The organism is Nocardia sp. NPDC059154 (genome assembly GCF_042755705.1).
Classification (GTDB): Bacteria; Actinomycetota; Actinomycetes; order Mycobacteriales; family Mycobacteriaceae; genus Nocardia.
Genome location: NZ_JBHZCS010000005.1, coordinates 177157 through 195261, shown reverse-complemented (window position 1 = coordinate 195261; position 18105 = coordinate 177157). Strand labels below are relative to the sequence as shown.

Here is an 18105-nt window from a genome sequence, read left to right as displayed (position 1 = left end):
GGTGTTTCCTCCGGAAAAACACGCAGAAACGTGCGCAGGGAAAAAGAAAAACACGTGAGAAAAAAAAACAACCCTGCTTCGTTCGGGAACACCCCGCTGTTCTTCTGTCTCGATCCCGTACTCCCGGACGGACCGCGGCAACCTCCGACCCTCTGCCGCCGCCCGTTTCGACCGGTCCGGGCCGGGGCCTACTGGGCCGCGACCGGTTCCTTCTCGGCGAAGCCGCCGTCGAGGACGCGGACGGCGAACTCGAGGATGGTGGGGCGGTCGTCGTCGGCGCGCCAGGCCACCGCCAGTTCGCAGGGGGCCAGGCCGGCGACCGGGCGGGCGGTGAGGCCGGGCCAGCGGTACATGGGGACATTGTTCTCGGCCAGCAGGCACACGCCCAGGCCGAGGCTGACCGCCTCGAGACGCTCCTCGGCGGTGGCCGCTTCCGCGCCGATCTTGGCCTGGCGGCCGCCGCGGGCGTCCGCACCGAGCCAGAAGTCCCGTGCCGCACCGGCTTCGGCGGGCATGGCGATGAAGGGCTCGTCGATCAGGTCGGCGAAGTCGATCTGCTCCTGGCCGGCCAGGGCGTGGTTCTCGGGCAGCAGCACCCAGCGCGGTTCGGTGCGCAGAACCTGCCAGCGGTAGCGGCTGGTGTCGGGCACCGGCAGCCACATGAGCGCGAGGTCGGCCTGACGGCCGGCCAGCCCGCTGGACGGGTCGGTCCAGGACGCGGAGTGCAGGGCGAGCCGGTGGCCGCTGGCGCTCTCCAGGTCGGTGATCAGGCCGCGGCCGATGGAGGACTGGATGCCGACGCGCAGCACCTCACCGGCCTCCTGCAGGGCGACATTGGTGACTTCCCACAGTTCCAGAATCTTCCGCGCGCCTTCGAGGAGTTCCTTGCCGGCGACGGTCAGGGCCACGCTGCGCTGGTTGCGGTCGAACAGCACGACGTCGAGCTGGCGCTCCAGCTGACGGATCTGTCGTGACAGGGTGGGTTGTGCGATGTGCAGCCGTTGAGCGGCGTTGGTGAAATGCAGTTCCTCAGCGACGGCGACGAAATACCGCAGGTCGCGCAAATGCGGGTCCATAGCCCCTTGCTATCAGAATCGGTCTTGATTTTCCAGCCGCATCTGACCCAAAAGTTTGCAACTGGATCAGAAAACAGCCGTCAGGTTTGTTACAGACAGCATAGGACTCCCCTGAAACATTCCGTTAACCGGACCCGCGAATTCCTGGCCATTCACCGACGCTCACCCACCCACCCCCTAGCGGACACTTGACCAGCAGTTACACATAAACCCGGCCCATGCCCGATTCCCGCTCGACCCGGGCGCTGACATCCAGCAACGACCACTCCCCCCGGCCCACGCCCCAAACCAGCCCACCGAGTGAGTTTCGTCACATCAACGCAGAAGGCCGCTCCCGGTAACCGGTAGCGGCCTTCGTTTCGATCCTCGAGTGTTGTTACTCCCCGCCGTAGACCTTCGGGTCCAGGGTGCCGATGTACGGCAGATCACGGTAGCGCTCGGCGTAGTCGAGGCCGTAGCCCACCACGAACTCGTTCGGGATGTCGAAGCCCACGGCCATCACGTCAACCTGGGTGCGCAGCGCGTCGGGCTTGCGCAGCAGCGTCACCACCTCGAGCGAGGCCGGGTTGCGGCTGGACAGGTTGCGCAGCAGCCACGACAGAGTCAGGCCGGAGTCGATGATGTCCTCGACGATCAGCACATTGCGCCCGGCGATGTCCTTGTCCAGGTCCTTCATGATGCGCACCACGCCCGAGGACGAGGTGGAGGACCCGTAGGACGAGACGGCCATGAACTCCATCTGCGTCGGCACGGTGAGCTTCTTGGCCAGATCGGTCATGAAGAAGATGGCGCCCTTGAGCACGCCCACCAGCAGCAGGTCGCCCTCGGGGGCATCGGCGGGATAGCGCTTGGCGACCAGTTCGGCCAGTTCCTCGACCTTGTCGGCGATCTGTTCCTCGCTGATCAGCACCGACGCGATGTCGTCCCCGTACACGTCCGCTGGTTTCCCTTCAGTGATGTCGACCCGAATCCGGGTTCACTCCGAACCGAGTATGAGCCTGCCATGTTCACGCGCGGCAACCAACCTCGTCCCACTGGGCGAACCGCCCACCGCGACCCCGCCCTGGCCCCGCCACCGTGTGACCAGCGCCTCGACCGCCCGTAAATTGCTGTCCGTCAATGATTTTGCGCCACGCTCGAGCAACCATTCGCGAATGACGCGGCGGCGGACCGCGGGTGCGGCAGTGGCGAGCATCTCGATTCGCAGCCCGTCACCGTCCCGGGCAGCTGCCAGCAACTCTCCGGCGAGCGCGTCCAGCACCTCCCCGTCCTCCCGCAGGTGCGCTGCCGTGCGCGCGAGCGCGGCGGCCACGCCACCGCCGAGCACGTCCTCGAGCAGCGGCAGCACCTCGTGTCGCAGGCGTACCCGGGTGAATTCCGGCGCGCTGTTGTGCGGGTCCTCCCAGGGCGTGATCCCCAGATCCGCGCACAGTTCGCGGGCCACGCTCCGCCGCACCCCCAGCAGCGGCCGACCCCACGGCGCATCGAATTCCGGCATCCCCCGGATGGACCGCGCCCCCGACCCGCGCCCGAGCCCGAGCAGCACCGTCTCGGCCTGATCGTCCAGCGTGTGCCCGAGCAACACCGGCAATCCCTGCCGCGCCTGGTCCAGCGCCGCGTACCGGGCCCGCCGGGCCGCCGCTTCCGGACCACCCGGGTACCGAGCCTTGCCCGCGCGGTCGCCGAGGCCCGCGGGGCGGTCGCGATCGGCGATGTCGGGGCCCGTCCCGGCACGCTCGACCGTCACGGTCAGTACCCGCGCCGACCGGCAGCCCAGCTTCGACGCCAGCGCGGCCGCCGCGGCGGCCACCTCCGCCGACCCCGCCTGCAGACCGTGATCAACCGTCAGGGCGTCCACCACGTCCGCCTCCGCACAGGCGGCGGCCGTCAGCGCGACCGAATCCGCCCCACCCGAGAGGGCCACGGCGACCACCCCGTCGGGCACGTACCGTCCCAGCCATTCCCGCACGGCGCGCCGCATCTCCAGTGCGGCAGGCGTCTCGGGCAGCCGGGGCCGATCGTTCACGCTCTGATCGTCGCACGCGGGCCTCGGGGCACGGTGCGGTGGCAACGGCTCAGCCGAGGACGCGGGCGACCCAGCGCTGCGGCTCGCCGATTTCGTCTGTGCGGGGCAGGGTTTCGGGGTCGGTCCAGATGGTGTTGAACCGTGCCATGCCGACGGTGTCGACGACCTCGTCGACGAAGGCCTTGCCGCGCACGTACTGGGCGACCTTGGCGTCCATGCCGAGCAGTGCCCGCAGCAGCCGCTGGATGGGGTTGGCGGGGCGCTTGCGGCGCTGATCGAAGGCGGCGCGGATGCGGGCGACCGAGGGCACCACGGCGGGTCCGACGGCGTCCATGACGTGGTCCGCGTGGCCCTCCAGCAGCGTGCCGAGCATGAGCAGGCGGTCGAGGGCTTCACGCTGCGGCGCGGCCTGGGTGGCGCGCAGCAGCCCGATGACGCCGCCGGCCGGGTCGTCGCCGCCGCGGCGGCGCTCCTTCACGGCGTCGACGAGCCGGGCCAGCATGTCGGCGAGGGGTTCGTCGCCCGCCTCACCGAGCACCTCGACATTGCGGCGCATGTAGCCGGCGATCCAAGGGGCGGAAGAGAATTGGACCCGGTGGGTGACCTCGTGCAGGCACACCCAGAGCCGGAAGTCGCTGGGCGGCACGCCGAGTGCGCGTTCCACCGCCATGATGTTGGGCGCGACCAGCAGCAGCGTGCCGTCGGGCCCGGTGAACGGGTCGTACTGGCCGAGGATGGCCGTCGACAGAAACGCCAGCATGGCCCCGGCCTGCAATCCGGCCGGTTTGCCGACGAGTTTGCCCTTCTCCCCGGGTTCCACGCCGCTGCCGGTGAGCTGCGCCATGGATTCGGCGGCGGCGTGGATCCAGCCGGGCCGGTCCACGATCAGCGCATCCGGTACCACCGACCCGTCGTCGAGACCGCTGACCTCGCGGACCGGGCCCTTGGCGCGCACCGAGGCGGCGGCGAGTTCGGCGACCGCGTGTTCGGCCGAGTACCGGGATGTCCGCGGCCCGGCGGGCACCAGCGCGGCGCCGGTGCGGGCGGCCACGTTCCAGTCCACGACACCGGTCAGGTTGGTCCGGGTGCGAGCCGGGGCCACAGGGTTTTCGGATCCGGTCATGTTCATCCACCCGTCAGGAGCAGCCACAGTTGCGCAGTGCGTTGGCGACGGCATCCAGCGCGGGTCGGCTCGCCTCCGGCGGCCGATCGTTCGACATCAAGGCGAACGTCAGGACCCGTCCGTCGCGGTCCAGCACATAACCCACCAACGCACTCGAGACCGACAGAGTTCCGGTTTTGGCCCGGATCCACCCCGCCCCGTCGCGATCCCGGTCGACGTAGCGGGTCGCCAGGGAGCCGGTGCCGCCGGCCACCGGCAGGAAGTCCAGCAGCGGCGCGAGCGGGGAGCCGTCGGTGCTGGTCGCGGCCGGGTCGACGGTCGAATTGCCTTGCGGGACAGTACCGTTGGGCAACGCGGCCACGGTCAGCACCCGGTTGAGCAGGCGCGGAGGAATGTGGTCGTCGGTCGAAAGCCCGCTGTTGTCGGCCATTTTCAGGCCGGTCAGATCGAATCCGGCGGCCTGCAGCACGGTCGTCATGGCGGTCACCGCGCCCGTGAAGGAGGCTTCCTGCCCGCTCGCCACCGCGACCTCACGGCCGATGGCCTCGGCGAGCACATTGTCGGAGTGCACCATGGCCTGCAGCATGCGTTCCCGCAGCGGCGCGGACTGCACGGCGGCCAGCTGGTTCGCGCTCGCCGGGGCGGTGCCCAGCTTCACCTTGGCGGGATCGACGCCCAGTTCGGTGGCCAGCTTCCGGCCCGCGTCGAGGGCGGGAGTGGGTGTGCGGGGCGAATATTCGACCAGCGGGTCGAGGCGGCCGCCGTCGATCATGACCGGGTCGAGCGGTGCGATGGAGCCGCCCGCGATATCGGCGTTGTCCCAGCCGGGCGCGAAGTTCGGGCCCGCGTACGCGGAGGTGTCGACCACGATGGAGTCCACCCGCTGCCCGGCGGTCTTGATCTGGGCGACCAGGTCCTGCAGTCGGGGCGCGTCCGGGTAGTAGCCCTTGCCGTCCGGCTGCGCGGTGATGGTCGGGTCGCCGCCGCCGACCAGCACGATCTCGCCGGGAGCCGAGCCGGTCACCACCTTGGTGGTGATCCGGTGATCGTCGGTCAGGGCGAGCAGCCCGGCCGCGGTGGTGAGGATCTTGGCGGTGGAGGACGGGATCATGCCCTTGTCCGGGTCCATGGTCCACAGCACCTTGCCGGTGTCCCCGTCGGAGACCGAGGCGGCGAAGATCCCGAGGTCCGGATTGCCGACCACCGGTCCGAGCGCGGCGGCCAGCCCGTTCGCGGAGGCGGCGGGCGCGGTCACCGGGGCGGGCGCGACCTGCGGAATCGGCTTCACGGGCGCGGGCGGATCGGCGATCGTCAACCCCCCGTGCCGGAATTCCTCCGTCCACGGCTTCAGGATCACCGCCACCGCCCCGGCCGCCGCCACGACGACGACCAGCACCAACGACACCACGATCCAGGTTCTGCGCCGCCGCTTGGCCTCCAGACCACCGATGTTCTGCTTGTTCCGACCAAACACCTGCCGCTGTCTCCCTGATACCTGTGGTGGGGCTGATGGCTCTACCGCGGTCCACACTATCCTCGTTGCGCAGTCGTTCCCTTGAACGAGCTGGCGAGTCGGCAGCCATACCGCCCACCGAAAAGGAGATGACGTGGAGTTCGACGTCACCATCGAGATCCCCCGGGGTCAGCGCAACAAGTACGAGGTCGATCACGAGACCGGACGCGTTCGGCTGGACCGCTACCTGTACACGCCGATGATGTACCCGGCCGACTACGGCTACATCGAGAACACCCTCGGCGGCGACGGCGATCCGCTGGATTGCATGGTGCTGCTGCCCGAGTCGGTGTTCCCGGGTGTGCTGGTCGAGGCCCGTCCCGTCGGCGTGCTGATCATGAGCGACGAGGCCGGCATCGACGAGAAGCTGGTGGCGGTGCCCGCCGGCGACAAGCGCTGGGCTCACATCCAGGACGTCGAGGACATCCCGGAGTTCCAGCGCAAGGAGATCGCGCACTTCTTCGAGCACTACAAGGACCTGGAGCCCGGCAAGTGGGTCAAGGTCGAGGGCTGGGAGGGCCGCGCAAAGGCCGAGAAGCTGGTCGACGAGGCCTACGCTCGCCTGAAGGAGCAGGGCGGCCACTGAGCTCCCGCTGACGAGGGGCGGCGCGGATTCCGCTCCGCCCCTTTCGTTTTCCCGAATCCCCCGTCCTACTCGGCAGCGGCCGTGAGCCCGGCGGTCGTGCGCAGCGGGACTTCCTTCCAGAACACCACCAGCACGAACGCCAGCAGGGTGACGGCGGACGTGGTCAGGAAGACCGTCGACAGCGATTCCGCGAATCCCACCTTGAACGGGTGTGCGAGAACGGGATCGAGCTTCTGGATCACCGAACTGTCGTTCAGCACCCCCTGCGCCGCCGAGGTGTCGTGCTTCAGAAATCCTTGCGACAGCGCCATATCCGCCGGATTCCCGTCGTGCGCCCCGGCGGCCACGGCGTCCTGGAACCTGCGGTCCTTGCCCGCTTCCAGCAGCTGCGCGCGGATATTGGGTCCGAGCCGATCGAACAGGATCGACAGGAACACCGCGGCGCCGAGCGTGCCGCCGATCTGCCGGAAGAAGGTGGCGGCAGCCGTGGAGACGCCCATGTCCTTGGGCGGCAACGCATTCTGCAGCGCCACGATGAGCGGCTGCATGAGATTGCCCAGCCCGAAGCCCACGCACAGCATGAACAGCACCACGATCCAGAACGCCGTATCTGCCTTCAGGTAGTGCAGCAGGAACAGCCCGATGGTGATCATGGCCGAGCCCAGCAGCGTGTAGACGCGGTAGTGCCCGGTGCGCGAGATCAATTGCCCCGACACCACCGAGCCGATCATCATGCCCAGCACCATGGGGATCATCTGCAGCCCGCCCAGCATCGGGCTCGCACCCCGATCTGCCTGCAAATACTGTGGCAGCAGCAGGATTCCGCCGAACATGCCCGCGCCCACCACGAACGAGATGACCACGCCGAGCGCGAAGGTGCGGTTGGCGAAGATGCGCAGCGGGACGAGCGCGGCCTCTCCCAGCGCGGCTTCCACCAGGATGAAGGCGATCACCCCGAGCGCGCCGATCAGGTAGCAGACGATGGATCGCGCACTGTCCCAGCCCCATTCGCGCCCCTGCTGGGCCACGATGAGCAGCGGGCTCATGGCGATGATGAGCGCCAGCGCGCCCCAGTAGTCCACGCGGTCACGGGATTTCTCGCGTGGCGGCAGGCGCAGCACCCGGGTCACCACGACCAGGGTGAACAGGCCGATGGGCACGTTCACCAGGAACACCCAGCGCCAGCCCGCGATCCCGAGAATGCTGTGCTGTCCCGCGAGCAGCCCGCCCAGCACCGGCCCGATCACACTCGAGGTACCGAACACGGCCAGGAAATACCCTTGGTACCTGGACCTTTCGCGCGGGCTCACGATGTCGCCCACGATGGTCAGCGCCAGCGACATGAGCCCGCCCGCGCCCAGCCCCTGCAGCGCCCGGAAGGCGGCCAGCTCGTACATGGACTGCGCGAAGGTGCACAGCAGCGAGCCGGTCACGAAGATGGTGATCGAGGCGAGGTAGAAGGGCTTGCGCCCGTACATGTCCGAGAGCTTGCCGTACAGCGGCGTGGCCAGGGTGGCGGTGATCAGATACGCGGTGGTCGCCCAGGCCTGCAGCGAATACCCGTTCAGATCGTCGGCGATGGTGCGGATCGCGGTGGACACGATGGTCTGATCGAGCGCCGCGAGCAGGATGCCCAGCAGTAGCCCGCTGAGGATCACCATTATTTCGCGATGAGTGAAGCCGCCCGCACCGGTCGACTCGCCCACCTCGGATGTAGCCATGGTCAAACCTCCGGTCCCTCGCCCAAAACGATAGGCCGGGAACCGGAGGCATGGGGTCCTTTTACGAGGCCGGAAACCCCCTGGGGTCACTTCCCCCTGAACTCCGGGGGGCGCTTCTCGAAGACCGCCTGGATGGCCTCGGTGAGGTCCTCGGACGGCAGGAACGCCGAGTTCCAGGCCGACACGTAGCGCAGCCCGTCGGCGATCCTGCCGCGCTTGGGCTGGTCGAGCACGTCCTTGATGCCCTGCACCACCAGCGGCGGGTTGGCGGCGATCTCGCGCGCCATGGCGTGGGCGGCGTCCAGCACGGCCTGCTGGTCGGCGTACACGTCGTTGATCAGGCCGATCTTCTCGGCGCGGGCCGCGTCGATGTCCTTGCCGGTGTAGGCGAGTTCACGAACGTGTCCCTCGCCGATGATGCCCGGCAGCCGGTGCAGCGAGCCGATGTCGGCGACGATGGCCACCTTGGCCTCGCGCAGGCTGAACTTGGCGTCGGCGCTGGCCAGGCGGACGTCCGCGGCGGCGATGAGGTCCAGTCCGCCGCCGATGCACCAGCCGGAGATCGCCGCGATGACCGGCTTGACGCAGTCGGCGACCGCGGTGACCGAGTCCTGCATGCTGCGCACGTGCCTGAGGAAGTCGGTGCGCGGCCCGGCGAGCGCCCTGTCGGCCAGCAGCGGCCCGAACAGCGGGCTCATCGCCGGCAGGTCCAGGCCGTAGGAGAAGTGCGTGCCGGATCCGGTGAGCACGATGGCGCGGATGTCCGGGTCGGCGTCGAGTTCGCCGAAGATCAGCGGCAGTTCGCGCCAGAAGTCGGGGCCCATGGCATTGCCCTTGCCGGGACCGGTGAGCGTCACCTGGGCGATGTGGTCCTTGCTTTCGACCTCGAAAGCCTTCCATTCGGTCATCGGTCCAGCGTATCGGGGGTGCCGGGGGCGTGTCGGGCCGGTGTTAATCCTGTGCTAAATCTGCTGCGTCCCAGTATTTTCGAACCACTTTCCGGCGGACGATTAGCGGGTCCGCACAACTCGCCCATCCCGTGTGTGAGGTCTGGATGTTGATGCATCACGGAATCGGCCTCGACCGCTTCAATACGCTGCCCCGCCGCCGCGCGATTCATGCCCTCTACGAATGCTGCTGCAATGTCACCTGGGCCCAGAAGATCGCCGACGGCCGCCCGTACCCGGGCCATGCCGCACTCCAGACGGCCGCCGCGGCGGAGCTGCACGCCCTGTCCGCGATCGACCTGGAACGGGTCTTCGATTCCTGTGCGCACCAGTGGGTTTCGCAGCGCACCGTCGAGGAGCTGGCCCCGATCGTGCGCGACCGCCTCACCGAGCTGCTGGGCCCGGAGGAGGGCTATCCCGACTATTGATCCCCGGCACATCCACCGCAATCGCTCTACCCTGGTTGCCATGCGCAGGTCCCTGCCACCGGTCGCTTCGAAGGTCTCCGACACCTTGATCGCGCGCGGCCATCACGGGGTGATCATCACCCAGCCCAGTCCCACCCACACCGCACAGGAAGCCGCCGACGCGCTCGGCGTGACCGTCGGGGCGATCACCAAATCCCTGGTCTTCCTGCTCGACGACGATCCGGTGCTGCTGCTGGTGTCCGGCGCGCACCAGGTGCATCTGAGCCGCACCGGGGAGCGCCTCGAGGGCACGCTCTCCCGGGCGCCCGCGGCCATGGTCCGCGAGGTGACCGGGCAGCCCATCGGGGGTGTCGCCCCACTCGGGCACCCGACCAATCTGCCGACCTTCGTCGACACGGCGTTGTCGCAGTATCAGGAGTTGTGGGCCGCGGGCGGGCATCCGAACACGCTGTTCCGCACCACCTTCGGGGAATTGGTCCGGATCACCGCGGGCCTGGCCATCGACGTGGACTGAGCACCACCTACCGGCGAGGACCTGGCAATTTCCTACAGGTGGAATAACCGGGCGCTCGACCACGTAGTTTCGTGACGTGAGCGATTCCCCGACGCCCGGCACCGAGCTACACGTGCCCGACGATCTGAGCGGCATTACCGCGCAGCAGTACCGCGCCGCCATGCGGCACTATCCGGCCGGGGTCACCATCGTCACGCTCGAGTCCGACCAGGGTCCGGTGGGCTTCACCGCCACCTCGTTCGCCTCGCTCTCCGCACAGCCGCCGCTCATCTCGTTCAATATCGCCGAGACCTCCTCCAGCATCGAGGCCATGCTGCGGGCCGAATCGCTGGTGGTGCATTTCCTCGGCGAGCATCAGAAGCATCTGGCCCAGCGGTTCAGCCGGACCGCCGAGGAGCGTTTTACCGACCGGTCCCTCTGGACGACGCTCGGCAGCGGCGAGCCCGTCCTGCACGGCACGCCCATCTGGGTCCGCGCCACGGTCCATCAGCTCCTCCCGATCGGTGACCACACCCTGGTCATCGGCCTGGTCACCCAGGTGAACGACAACACCGAGAACTCCCCGGCGGTCGGCCCGCTGGTGTATTACAACGGCGCATACCACCGCGCCGAGATCGCCGACTGACTCAGGCGCCGACTCAGGCCGCGGCCGAGGCCGCCGTGCCGATGCCCAGCGCCGCCAGGATCGCCGCGCTCGCCTGCTCCAGCCGCACCCGAACGCGCGGCCGTCGCAGCAACTCCACCGCCCGTGCGGCAGCCACCGCCAGCAGGATCATTTCGATTGCCGCGACACTGGATTCGATGGCCCCGAGCGTGAGCGTGTTGAGGAATGTCACCCGGGTCAGGAACTGCGGCAGCACCGCGAGGTAGAACAATCCCACCTTCGGATTGAAGACACACGACAGCAATCCAGCAGCGAACGCCGAGCGCAGCGACGCCGGCGCGCCCTGCGCCACCGCGACATCCGCCCCGCCGGCCGCCGGGCCCGGCCCGCGCCGATGCGCCAGCAGCGCCCGAACGCCCAGGTACACCAGGTAGATTCCGCCGATCACCTTGAGCGTGCGATACGCGGTCGCCGACTGTTCCAGCAGCGCCGCGACCCCGGCCGCGACCACGGTGGCCCACACGATCCCGCCGAACGCCGAGCCCACGGCGGCCGCGATTCCAGGTCGCGATCCGGCCATCGAGAATCGCAGTACCAGAAAGGTATCCGGCCCCGGTGTGAGCGCGAGCAGCACACACAACCCCACGAAACTCAGTAGCAGCGGAAAACTCATGCCCTCCATGGCAACCCATCACCGCGGCCCGGCGCAAGGGTGAGATCGCCGACCCTGCCCCCGACGAACAGGGTCAACGACGCCCCGCGGAAATGACGAAGGCCGCCGCCCCTGTCGATCAACGGGGGTCGGCGACCTTCGGGGTTGCGAGTTTCAGTTCCGCGCGCTGAATTCCGCACCCAGCTCACGGAACAGGTCAGTGTTCATCGTGAACGCCAGTCGCGCCTCGTCGAGTACGCGATCGACCTCGGGGCCGTCGAGGGGAAGCTGGTCGAGGGCCTCGCGGTAGTCGCGCTTGAACGCGGCCGGGTTGGCGATGTCCTCGAAGACGTAGAACCGCACGCCGTCGCCCTTCTTGGGCAGGTTCCACAGCTTCTCGGCGGTACCGCGAATGACCTGGCCGCCGGAGAGATCGCCCAGGTAGCGGGTGTAGTGGTGGACGACATAGCCGGCCGGCCAGTCGCCCGCGCACTCCTCGATGCGGGCGGCGTAGGCGGCGGTGGCGGGCAGCGCGGTCAGTTCATCGCGCCAGTTCGCGCCGCCGAGGTGGGCCAGGTCGGCCTCCAGCGCGGCCAGCCGCGCCAGTTCCGGCTTGACGAACGGACCCGCGACCGGGTCAGAAGCCAGTGCGGCGGAGCGCTTTTCGAGGGCGGCGTAGACGAACCAGAGCTGGGCGGTGTACCGGTAGAAGGCCTCCACCCCGAGCTGCCCGCCGAGCATGTCGCGCATGAACGTGGAGTGTTCCGCCTCGTTGTGCTGCTGCTCGGTCGCGGTGCGAATGAGCGTCGAGAACGGGGTGCTGGTCTCCAGCATGGTCGGGCTCCTCGTGGTCAACTCGGGGGCACCCCACTTTGGCTACCCTAACTCAGACTCCGACCATACGCCCCAGCAACGTTCGCGCGATTCGAACTTTGCGGCCCACCCGATCCAACTTTCGGACGATTTTTCCGAAACGGATGTGCCGTTCGCCACACCCTCTCAGGTCCGCTGCAGCCACTGTGCGGTCTCCCGCAGTGCAGTGGCAGCCCGGGCGAAGTAGTCGACCAGCACCGCGAGCCGCTGCGGCCCGTAATCGTCGAACATCTCCGCCATCCGCATCCGCGGGCAGCAGCCTGATCTTCAGCTACATCCGGCAGGACTTCGGTGCGGAATACACCGAGCGCTTTCTCGCACCCGCCGGCCGGGGCGGCGGACGGGTTCCGGACCTCGAACGATGCGTCTGGGCCGAGAAGGTCTGACCCCGTCGGGCCGCGCGGGTCAGGGTTGACAAGCCCGCGATTCGTCTGCCAATCTCTGCGATCAGGTCATGAGTACCAGCGCGAAGCCCCGGCTTGCTGGTCGGCAACCCTCCTCCGCGGTGGGGTGCTCCGGGTGACGACCGGGCCGACGCCCGACCGGGCGCGGCAAGCGCGGACTCTCGATCGATTCCTGTTTTCCCGATCGCGTGTCCATGAACCCGACGGGATTTCGTGATGACTGCTTTCGCCGACCAGACCTGTGCCGCCCTCGCCGATGTCTCCGGCTGTGACCTGCGGGTCCCGCTGGTCCAGGGCGGGACGGCCGGCTACGCCAACTTCGACTACGCCGCCAGCGCACCCGCATTGCGGCAGGTCACCGACCGGGTCGCGGACCTGCTGCCCTACTACGCCAGCGTGCACCGCGGCGCGGGTTACGCCTCCCGGGTCTCCACCGACTGCTACGAGTCGGCCCGCGGTTCGGTCGCCCGCTTCCTGAACGCGGCCGACGACCAGGTGGTGGTCTTCACCCGCAACACCACCGACTCACTGAACCTGCTCGCCGCCTGCGTGCCCGGTGACACCGTGGTGCTGGACGTCGAGCACCACGCCAACCTGCTGCCCTGGACCCGGCGCGGCCGCCGGGTGGTTCCGGTCGCGGACACCATCGAGGAGACCATCCAGCGCCTGGTCGCCGAGCTGTGCTCGAAACCCGCTGCGCTGCTGGCGGTTACGGGCGCCTCCAATGTGACCGGTGAACTGCTGCCGCTGGAGCGGCTGGCCTGGATCGCCCACCAGTGCGGCACCCGCATCCTGGTGGACGCCGCCCAGCTGGCCCCGCATCGCCGAATCGACCTGCGCACCACCGGCATCGACTACCTGGCCTTCTCCGGCCACAAGACCTACGCCCCGTTCGGCGCGGGCGTGCTGGTCGGCCGCCGGGACTGGCTGGACGCGGCCGAGCCCTACCTGGCCGGCGGCGGCGCGGTGCGCTCGGTGAGCACCGAGGGCGTCGAATGGGCCCCCGCCCCACAGCGCCACGAGGCCGGTTCCCCGAACGTGCTGGGCGTCGCCGCCCTGGCCGCGGCCTGCGACGCCCTCGCCGAGCTGGACGAGACCACCGTGATCGAGCATGAGCAGTACCTCACCCACCGCCTGCGCTACGGCCTGAGAACCGTTCCGGGCGTGAACTTCCTGCGGATCTGGCGCGACAGCACAGACGCGGTCGGCATTGTCGCCTTCACCGTCGATGGCTTCGAGCCCGGCCAGGTGGCCGCCTACCTCTCCGCCGAGCACGGCATCGGGGTGCGCGACGGCCGCTTCTGCGCCCACCCGCTGCTGTCCCGCCTCGGTGTCGATGCCGCCCTGCGCGCCAGCATCGGCCTGGGCACCACCGCCGCCGACGTCGACCGCCTCGTCGAGGCCATCGCGACCCTGGTGGCGCGCGGCCCGGCGTGGAATTACGCCCGGACCGAAGGACATTGGAACCCGGTCCCCGAGACCCGTCCCTTCGGCAGTTCGGCCGAGGGTGGGGCGGCCTGCGGTTTCTGAACCGGCCCTGAACCGGTCAGGGCACCATGTAGCGGGCCGCGAGCACCTCGACGAGTGGATCGTCGTCGGCCACCGCGTCGAGCACTTCGAGGTCGTCCTGGACGGAGAGCTGCCGGGTGTCCTCCTGATCGGGGTCCGGCGGCCCATCCTCTTCGAGCTGGCGGATCAGCTTCTGCCGCACGCGCTCCTTCAGCGAATCGCTCATACGCAGAGCATGCCCCGCCTAAACCGGCGCGATCCAACCACCCCACGGTGTGTTCCGCACAACCGTGAAAACCAGGAGAAATGCCAGGGCCACCCACACCGCGTACCTGGGCAGCACCTGCGGTAGTCGCGGCGGCACCGGATTGCCCCGCCACCCGCGCACCACCCAGGCGCCCCACCAGGCGATGAAGCCCAGTGTCAACGGGAGCAGCAGCACATTGCTGTGGATGGCGTCGAGGATCCGGCCATCGGTGAGGTTGTGCAGCCCGCGCAACCCGCCGCAGCCGGGGCACCAGTATCCGGTCAGTTCGTAGAACGGGCACACCCCGTAGGCCCCCTGCACATGCGGATCCCTGAAGTGCAGCAGCGCCAGCCCGCCGGCCACCGCCCCACCGGCCAGCAGCGGTAGCCCCACGCCGAGCCACCGCGGCCGGGCGGGCGTTTCCATGACTGCTGCTGTCGTGGTGTCCACGACCATCAACGGTAGCCGCACCACCACCGCCCTGCCAGGTCGCACCGAACTTCGCACCAGGGAGAAGTCGAGCGTGTTTGGGTATGCTGCCCCGGCAATCGTTTTCGAGTTCGGGGGAATTCCACTCATGTCACAGCCACAAGGTGGCGGCCGGGCACGCGGCGCGATCGCCGTGGTCGGCGCCATCGTCATGATCATCGCCATCAGGGTCAGCGTCAACGTCGTCGACCGGGCGTTCGGCCTCATCGGCCTGCTGGCCGTCATTCTCGTCAGCGGCGGCGTCTGGTTCGCGCTCAAGAAGAAGCGGGAGAACGAGCAGACCGCCGCGCCCATGTACACACCGCCGGGGTACACACCGGCGCCGAGCCCCTACGACCAGGCGAACACCCCGGTCCACGGCTACCCCGCCCCGGTCGGCTCCTTTCCGCCGCCGACCGGTGCGCCGGATCAGGGCTACCTGCCGCCGCCCAGTGGTCCGGCCGCGCCGGGCGGAGCCCAGGGGTTCGCGCCGCAGGGCTACCCGGCTCCGCAACCCCAGCCCGGCTACCCCGCGCCGAATCAGCCCGGCTATGCTGCGCAGCCGTCGAATCCGTATGCGCCGCAGGGCTACCCGCCGCCGTCCGGCGGCTACCAGCAGCCGGGCCACCCGCAGCAGGGCGGCTACCAGCAGCCGCCGAACTACCCCCAGCCACACCAGCGCTAGTCCACCGCGCTCGGTTTCCGAACGGCCCGTACCGGATTCGATCCGGGGCGGGCCGTTCGCGTTCCGGCGTCAGCGAATCGGCGCGCGCTCCACCACGGGCGCGGTCAGCACCCCCGCGAGCATGTCCACGATCTCCCCCCACGCGGTCACGTCCCCCGCGGCCACCCGCCCGGCCTCCACGGCCCGCTCGTGGTCGGCCAGCAATGCGAACAGCACGGTCGGCAAGGCGCGTAACCGCCGCAGCCGCAACCGTTTCGGCAGGTCTGTGAGTTCCCGCTCCAGCTGCTGCATGATCACCCGCACCGAGGTGCGCCGCGCGGATTCCAGATTGGCCGCGTCGGTGACGGCCGGATGGGTGTGGATCTGTTCGAGGAACCGCGCGTAGTGATTGATGCCGTGCCGGTCACTGAGCTCGAGCATGGGGATGACCAGTGCCTCCAGCAGGTCGTGCACGCCGGTCGCGCCCGTTCCGGCCTGTTCGGCCAGTAGTTCCAGCCGCCGCACCTCCAGGGTGGCCAGCCGGTGTTCGACCACGGCCTCGATGAGCCCGTCGCGGGAGCCGAAGTGGTACTGGATCGCCGAGTTGTTCCGCTGCCCCGCGGCTGCCGCGATATCGCGCAGCGGCACCGCCTGTCCGCGCTCGGCGATCAGCTGCTCCGCCGCGAGAATGATGCGCTCGCGCGCTTCTGTCACTGCCATTCGGACACCGTCACTGCCACCTGTTGATCCTTGCCACAGTCTGCACCATAGCTGTTCACCAGCGGATAAAGAACTTATCCTTGACGATTAAGAATAAATGCTTAAGGCTGCTTGTGACTGTCGTCACTCCCAGAAGGACTGAATTCGCGATGATCCTGGACACCTTCCGACTGGACGGCCGCGTCGCCGTCGTGACCGGCGCGGGCCGCGGCATCGGCGCCGCCACCGCGCTCGCCCTCGCCGAAGCCGGTGCGGACGTGGCCATCTCGGCCCGCACCGCCGCTCAGCTCGACGAGGTGGCGGGCAAGATCCACGCGCTCGGCCGCCGCGCCATCACGGTCCCCGCGGACCTGTCGGATCTTTCCGCCGTCACCGCGCTGGCCGAAACCGCCGCCGCCGAACTCGGCCGCATCGACATCGTGGTCAACAATGTCGGCGGCACCATGCCCAACACCTTCCTCACCACCACCCCCGAATTCCTCGAGGAGGCATTCCGTTTCAATGTCTCCACCGCGCACGCCCTGACCCAGGCCGCGGTGCCGCACATGCTGAAGAACGACGGCGGCTCGGTCGTCAATATCTCCTCGATGATGGGCCGCTCCCCCGGCCGCGGCTTCCTCGCCTACGGCACCGCCAAGGCCGCCCTCGCGCACTGGACCCGGCTGGCCGCCGCCGACCTGTCCCCCCGCATCCGGGTGAACGCCATCGCGGTCGGCTCGGTGCTCACTTCCGCGCTGGAAGTCGTTGCGCAGCAACCGGAGATCAAGCAGCAGATGGAGGACGCCACCCCGCTGCACCGGCTCGGCGAGCCGTGGGAGATCGCCGCCGCGATCGTCTACCTGAGCTCCCGCGCGGGCGGCTACATCACCGGCAAGGTGCTCGAGGTGGACGGCGGCATCGCCGCACCCAACCTGGACCTTCCCATCCCCGACCTGTAATCCGCCGCGCCGCAGGAGTTTCCCATGAAGTACCGCGTAGTCCAGTGGAGCACCGGCAATGTCGGCCGCCGCACCCTGCGCTCCATTATCGCCCGCCCCGAGCTCGACCTGGTCGGCGTCTGGGTATCCAGCGCCGCCAAGGCCGGCAAGGACGCGGGCGAGCTGGCCGGTCTCGACCGCGAGATCGGCGTCACCGCAACCCAGGACGCCGAGGCGCTCCTGGCCCTGAAGCCCGACTGCATCGTCCACACGGCCATGGCCGACGACCGCCTGATGGAGGCGGTGGAGGATCTGAAGACCTTCCTCCGCGCCGGCATCAATGTCGTCTCCAGCAGCCCCGTCTTCCTGCAGTTCCCCTACGGCACCCTCCCCGACGAGGCCATCGCCCCGATCGTGGAGGCGGCCAACGAGGGCGGCGCCTCCCTGTGGGTCAACGGCATCGACCCCGGCTGGGCCAACGACTGGCTGCCACTGCTGCTGTCCAGCGGCTCCGAGCGCATCGACAAGATCATCTGTTCGGAGGTGATGGACTACTCCACCTACGACAATCCCAAGGTCCTGTTCGACATCATGGGCTTCGGCAGCGCCCTCGACGACTTGCCGCTGCTGCTCCAGCCCGGCGTCCTCACCCTCGCCTGGGGCAGTGTCATCCGCCAGCTGGCCGCCGCCCTCGACATCGAACTCGACTCCGTCACACAGCATTTCGAGCGCCTGCCCGCGAGCGAAGAGCTGAAGGTGGGCAGTCGCACCATCGCCGCCGGCACCGCCGCCGCCCTCCGCTTCCAGGTGCACGGCATCAGCAAGGGCCGCGAGGTCCTCACCCTGGAACACACCACCCGCCTGCACCCCGACCTCGCCCCCGACTGGCCCCAACCGGCCGGAAAGGGTTGCTACCGAGTCGAAGTCAAGGGCGAACCCGACTACCTCCTCGACCTCCAGCTCTACAGCAACGGCGACCACGCCGAAGCCGGCGTCGTCGGCACCGCGGCCCGCCTGGTCAGCGCCATCCCCGCCGTGGTCCAATCCCGCCCCGGCCTCCTGACCGCCATGGATCTCCCCCTGACCACCGGCCGCGGCCTGGTCTCCTGATCC

General features: G+C 68.9%; 20 protein-coding genes and 1 riboswitch. Of the genes, 8 read left to right on the top strand and 12 right to left on the bottom strand.

Translation table 11 applies throughout. The annotated features are described in order from the left end of the window. Positions 1-188: 188 nt before the first annotated feature. The 5 genes from ACFXN1_RS07245 to dacB all read right to left on the bottom strand — a co-directional run bounded on the left by ACFXN1_RS07245 (position 189) and on the right by dacB (position 5699). Positions 189-1076: a LysR family transcriptional regulator gene (locus ACFXN1_RS07245; RefSeq protein WP_379393517.1), complete on the bottom strand. Its 888-nt coding sequence runs from the start codon at positions 1074-1076 to the stop codon at positions 189-191. A 376-nt stretch (positions 1077-1452) separates the two neighbouring features. Then, positions 1453-2010, bottom strand: coding sequence for a hypoxanthine phosphoribosyltransferase (gene hpt, locus ACFXN1_RS07240; RefSeq protein ID WP_354831477.1), 558 nt, complete (start codon positions 2008-2010; stop codon positions 1453-1455). A gap of 42 nt (positions 2011-2052) precedes the next feature. Continuing rightward, positions 2053-3057 carry an ATP-binding protein gene (locus tag ACFXN1_RS07235; protein ID WP_379435576.1) on the bottom strand — a complete coding sequence of 335 codons (1005 nt, stop codon included), beginning with the start codon at positions 3055-3057 and terminating at the stop codon, positions 2053-2055. A gap of 94 nt (positions 3058-3151) precedes the next feature. Beyond that, positions 3152-4225, bottom strand: a complete 1074-nt coding sequence (locus tag ACFXN1_RS07230; RefSeq protein WP_379435533.1) for a zinc-dependent metalloprotease — start codon at positions 4223-4225, stop codon at positions 3152-3154. 13 nt (positions 4226-4238) lie between these two features. After that, entirely contained in the window at positions 4239-5699 is a 1461-nt protein-coding gene (dacB, locus tag ACFXN1_RS07225) for a D-alanyl-D-alanine carboxypeptidase/D-alanyl-D-alanine-endopeptidase (RefSeq protein ID WP_379435534.1), read from the bottom strand. Positions 5700-5832: 133 nt separating this feature from the next. Between dacB and ppa the strand changes: the two genes are divergently transcribed. Next, positions 5833-6324 carry an inorganic diphosphatase gene (gene ppa / locus ACFXN1_RS07220; RefSeq protein ID WP_379383333.1) on the top strand — a complete coding sequence of 164 codons (492 nt, stop codon included), beginning with the start codon at positions 5833-5835 and terminating at the stop codon, positions 6322-6324. Positions 6325-6389: 65 nt separating this feature from the next. Here the strand turns inward: ppa and ACFXN1_RS07215 are convergent, their stop codons facing one another. Next, a complete protein-coding gene (locus ACFXN1_RS07215; protein WP_379435536.1) occupies positions 6390-8045 on the bottom strand; it encodes an MDR family MFS transporter in 1656 nt (551 codons plus the stop codon). Between the two features lie 86 nt (positions 8046-8131). Continuing rightward, positions 8132-8953 (bottom strand): crotonase/enoyl-CoA hydratase family protein, encoded by an 822-nt coding sequence (locus tag ACFXN1_RS07210; protein ID WP_379435538.1) that lies wholly within the window; start codon positions 8951-8953, stop codon positions 8132-8134. Between the two features lie 152 nt (positions 8954-9105). On the opposite strand from ACFXN1_RS07210, the gene ACFXN1_RS07205 reads away from it, so the two are divergent. From ACFXN1_RS07205 to ACFXN1_RS07195, 3 genes are all read left to right on the top strand, one after another. After that, on the top strand, positions 9106-9420 hold the full coding sequence (locus ACFXN1_RS07205; protein WP_379393509.1) for a 2-oxo-4-hydroxy-4-carboxy-5-ureidoimidazoline decarboxylase: 315 nt from the start codon (positions 9106-9108) through the stop codon (positions 9418-9420). Between the two features lie 40 nt (positions 9421-9460). Further along, positions 9461-9934 carry a YbaK/EbsC family protein gene (locus ACFXN1_RS07200; RefSeq protein ID WP_354831494.1) on the top strand — a complete coding sequence of 158 codons (474 nt, stop codon included), beginning with the start codon at positions 9461-9463 and terminating at the stop codon, positions 9932-9934. A gap of 76 nt (positions 9935-10010) precedes the next feature. Further along, on the top strand, positions 10011-10559 hold the full coding sequence (locus ACFXN1_RS07195; RefSeq protein WP_379383341.1) for a flavin reductase family protein: 549 nt from the start codon (positions 10011-10013) through the stop codon (positions 10557-10559). A 13-nt stretch (positions 10560-10572) separates the two neighbouring features. Here the strand turns inward: ACFXN1_RS07195 and ACFXN1_RS07190 are convergent, their stop codons facing one another. Continuing rightward, positions 10573-11211 (bottom strand): LysE family translocator, encoded by a 639-nt coding sequence (locus tag ACFXN1_RS07190; RefSeq protein WP_379393505.1) that lies wholly within the window; start codon positions 11209-11211, stop codon positions 10573-10575. A 153-nt stretch (positions 11212-11364) separates the two neighbouring features. Then, the gene (locus ACFXN1_RS07185; protein WP_379435540.1) at positions 11365-12024 is read right to left on the bottom strand and encodes a heme oxygenase (biliverdin-producing); all 660 of its coding nucleotides are present in this window, start codon (positions 12022-12024) and stop codon (positions 11365-11367) included. A gap of 489 nt (positions 12025-12513) precedes the next feature. Beyond that, a riboswitch (SAM riboswitch) is annotated at positions 12514-12627 on the top strand. 56 nt (positions 12628-12683) lie between these two features. Here ACFXN1_RS07185 and ACFXN1_RS07180 point away from each other — a divergent pair. Next, on the top strand, positions 12684-13997 hold the full coding sequence (locus ACFXN1_RS07180) for an aminotransferase class V-fold PLP-dependent enzyme (protein ID WP_379435541.1): 1314 nt from the start codon (positions 12684-12686) through the stop codon (positions 13995-13997). A gap of 16 nt (positions 13998-14013) precedes the next feature. Here the strand turns inward: ACFXN1_RS07180 and ACFXN1_RS07175 are convergent, their stop codons facing one another. Together ACFXN1_RS07175 and ACFXN1_RS07170 are read right to left on the bottom strand one after the other, a co-directional pair. Continuing rightward, complete coding sequence (locus tag ACFXN1_RS07175) at positions 14014-14202, bottom strand: hypothetical protein (protein WP_379383349.1); 189 nt, start codon at positions 14200-14202, stop codon at positions 14014-14016. Between the two features lie 18 nt (positions 14203-14220). Continuing rightward, on the bottom strand, positions 14221-14679 hold the full coding sequence (locus ACFXN1_RS07170; RefSeq protein WP_379463521.1) for a DUF2752 domain-containing protein: 459 nt from the start codon (positions 14677-14679) through the stop codon (positions 14221-14223). A 121-nt stretch (positions 14680-14800) separates the two neighbouring features. Here ACFXN1_RS07170 and ACFXN1_RS07165 point away from each other — a divergent pair, with 121 nt between their 5' ends. Then, on the top strand, positions 14801-15376 hold the full coding sequence (locus ACFXN1_RS07165; protein WP_379435544.1) for a hypothetical protein: 576 nt from the start codon (positions 14801-14803) through the stop codon (positions 15374-15376). A 69-nt stretch (positions 15377-15445) separates the two neighbouring features. Here ACFXN1_RS07165 and ACFXN1_RS07160 read toward each other — a convergent pair whose 3' ends face one another. Continuing rightward, positions 15446-16075, bottom strand: a complete 630-nt coding sequence (locus ACFXN1_RS07160) for a TetR family transcriptional regulator (RefSeq protein WP_379393497.1) — start codon at positions 16073-16075, stop codon at positions 15446-15448. Between the two features lie 149 nt (positions 16076-16224). Here ACFXN1_RS07160 and ACFXN1_RS07155 point away from each other — a divergent pair, with 149 nt between their 5' ends. Both ACFXN1_RS07155 and ACFXN1_RS07150 read left to right on the top strand, forming a co-directional pair. Then, positions 16225-17013, top strand: coding sequence for an SDR family oxidoreductase (locus tag ACFXN1_RS07155; RefSeq protein ID WP_379383355.1), 789 nt, complete (start codon positions 16225-16227; stop codon positions 17011-17013). Positions 17014-17037: 24 nt separating this feature from the next. Next, positions 17038-18102 (top strand): diacylglycerol kinase, encoded by a 1065-nt coding sequence (locus ACFXN1_RS07150; RefSeq protein WP_379435546.1) that lies wholly within the window; start codon positions 17038-17040, stop codon positions 18100-18102. Positions 18103-18105 lie beyond the last annotated feature (3 nt).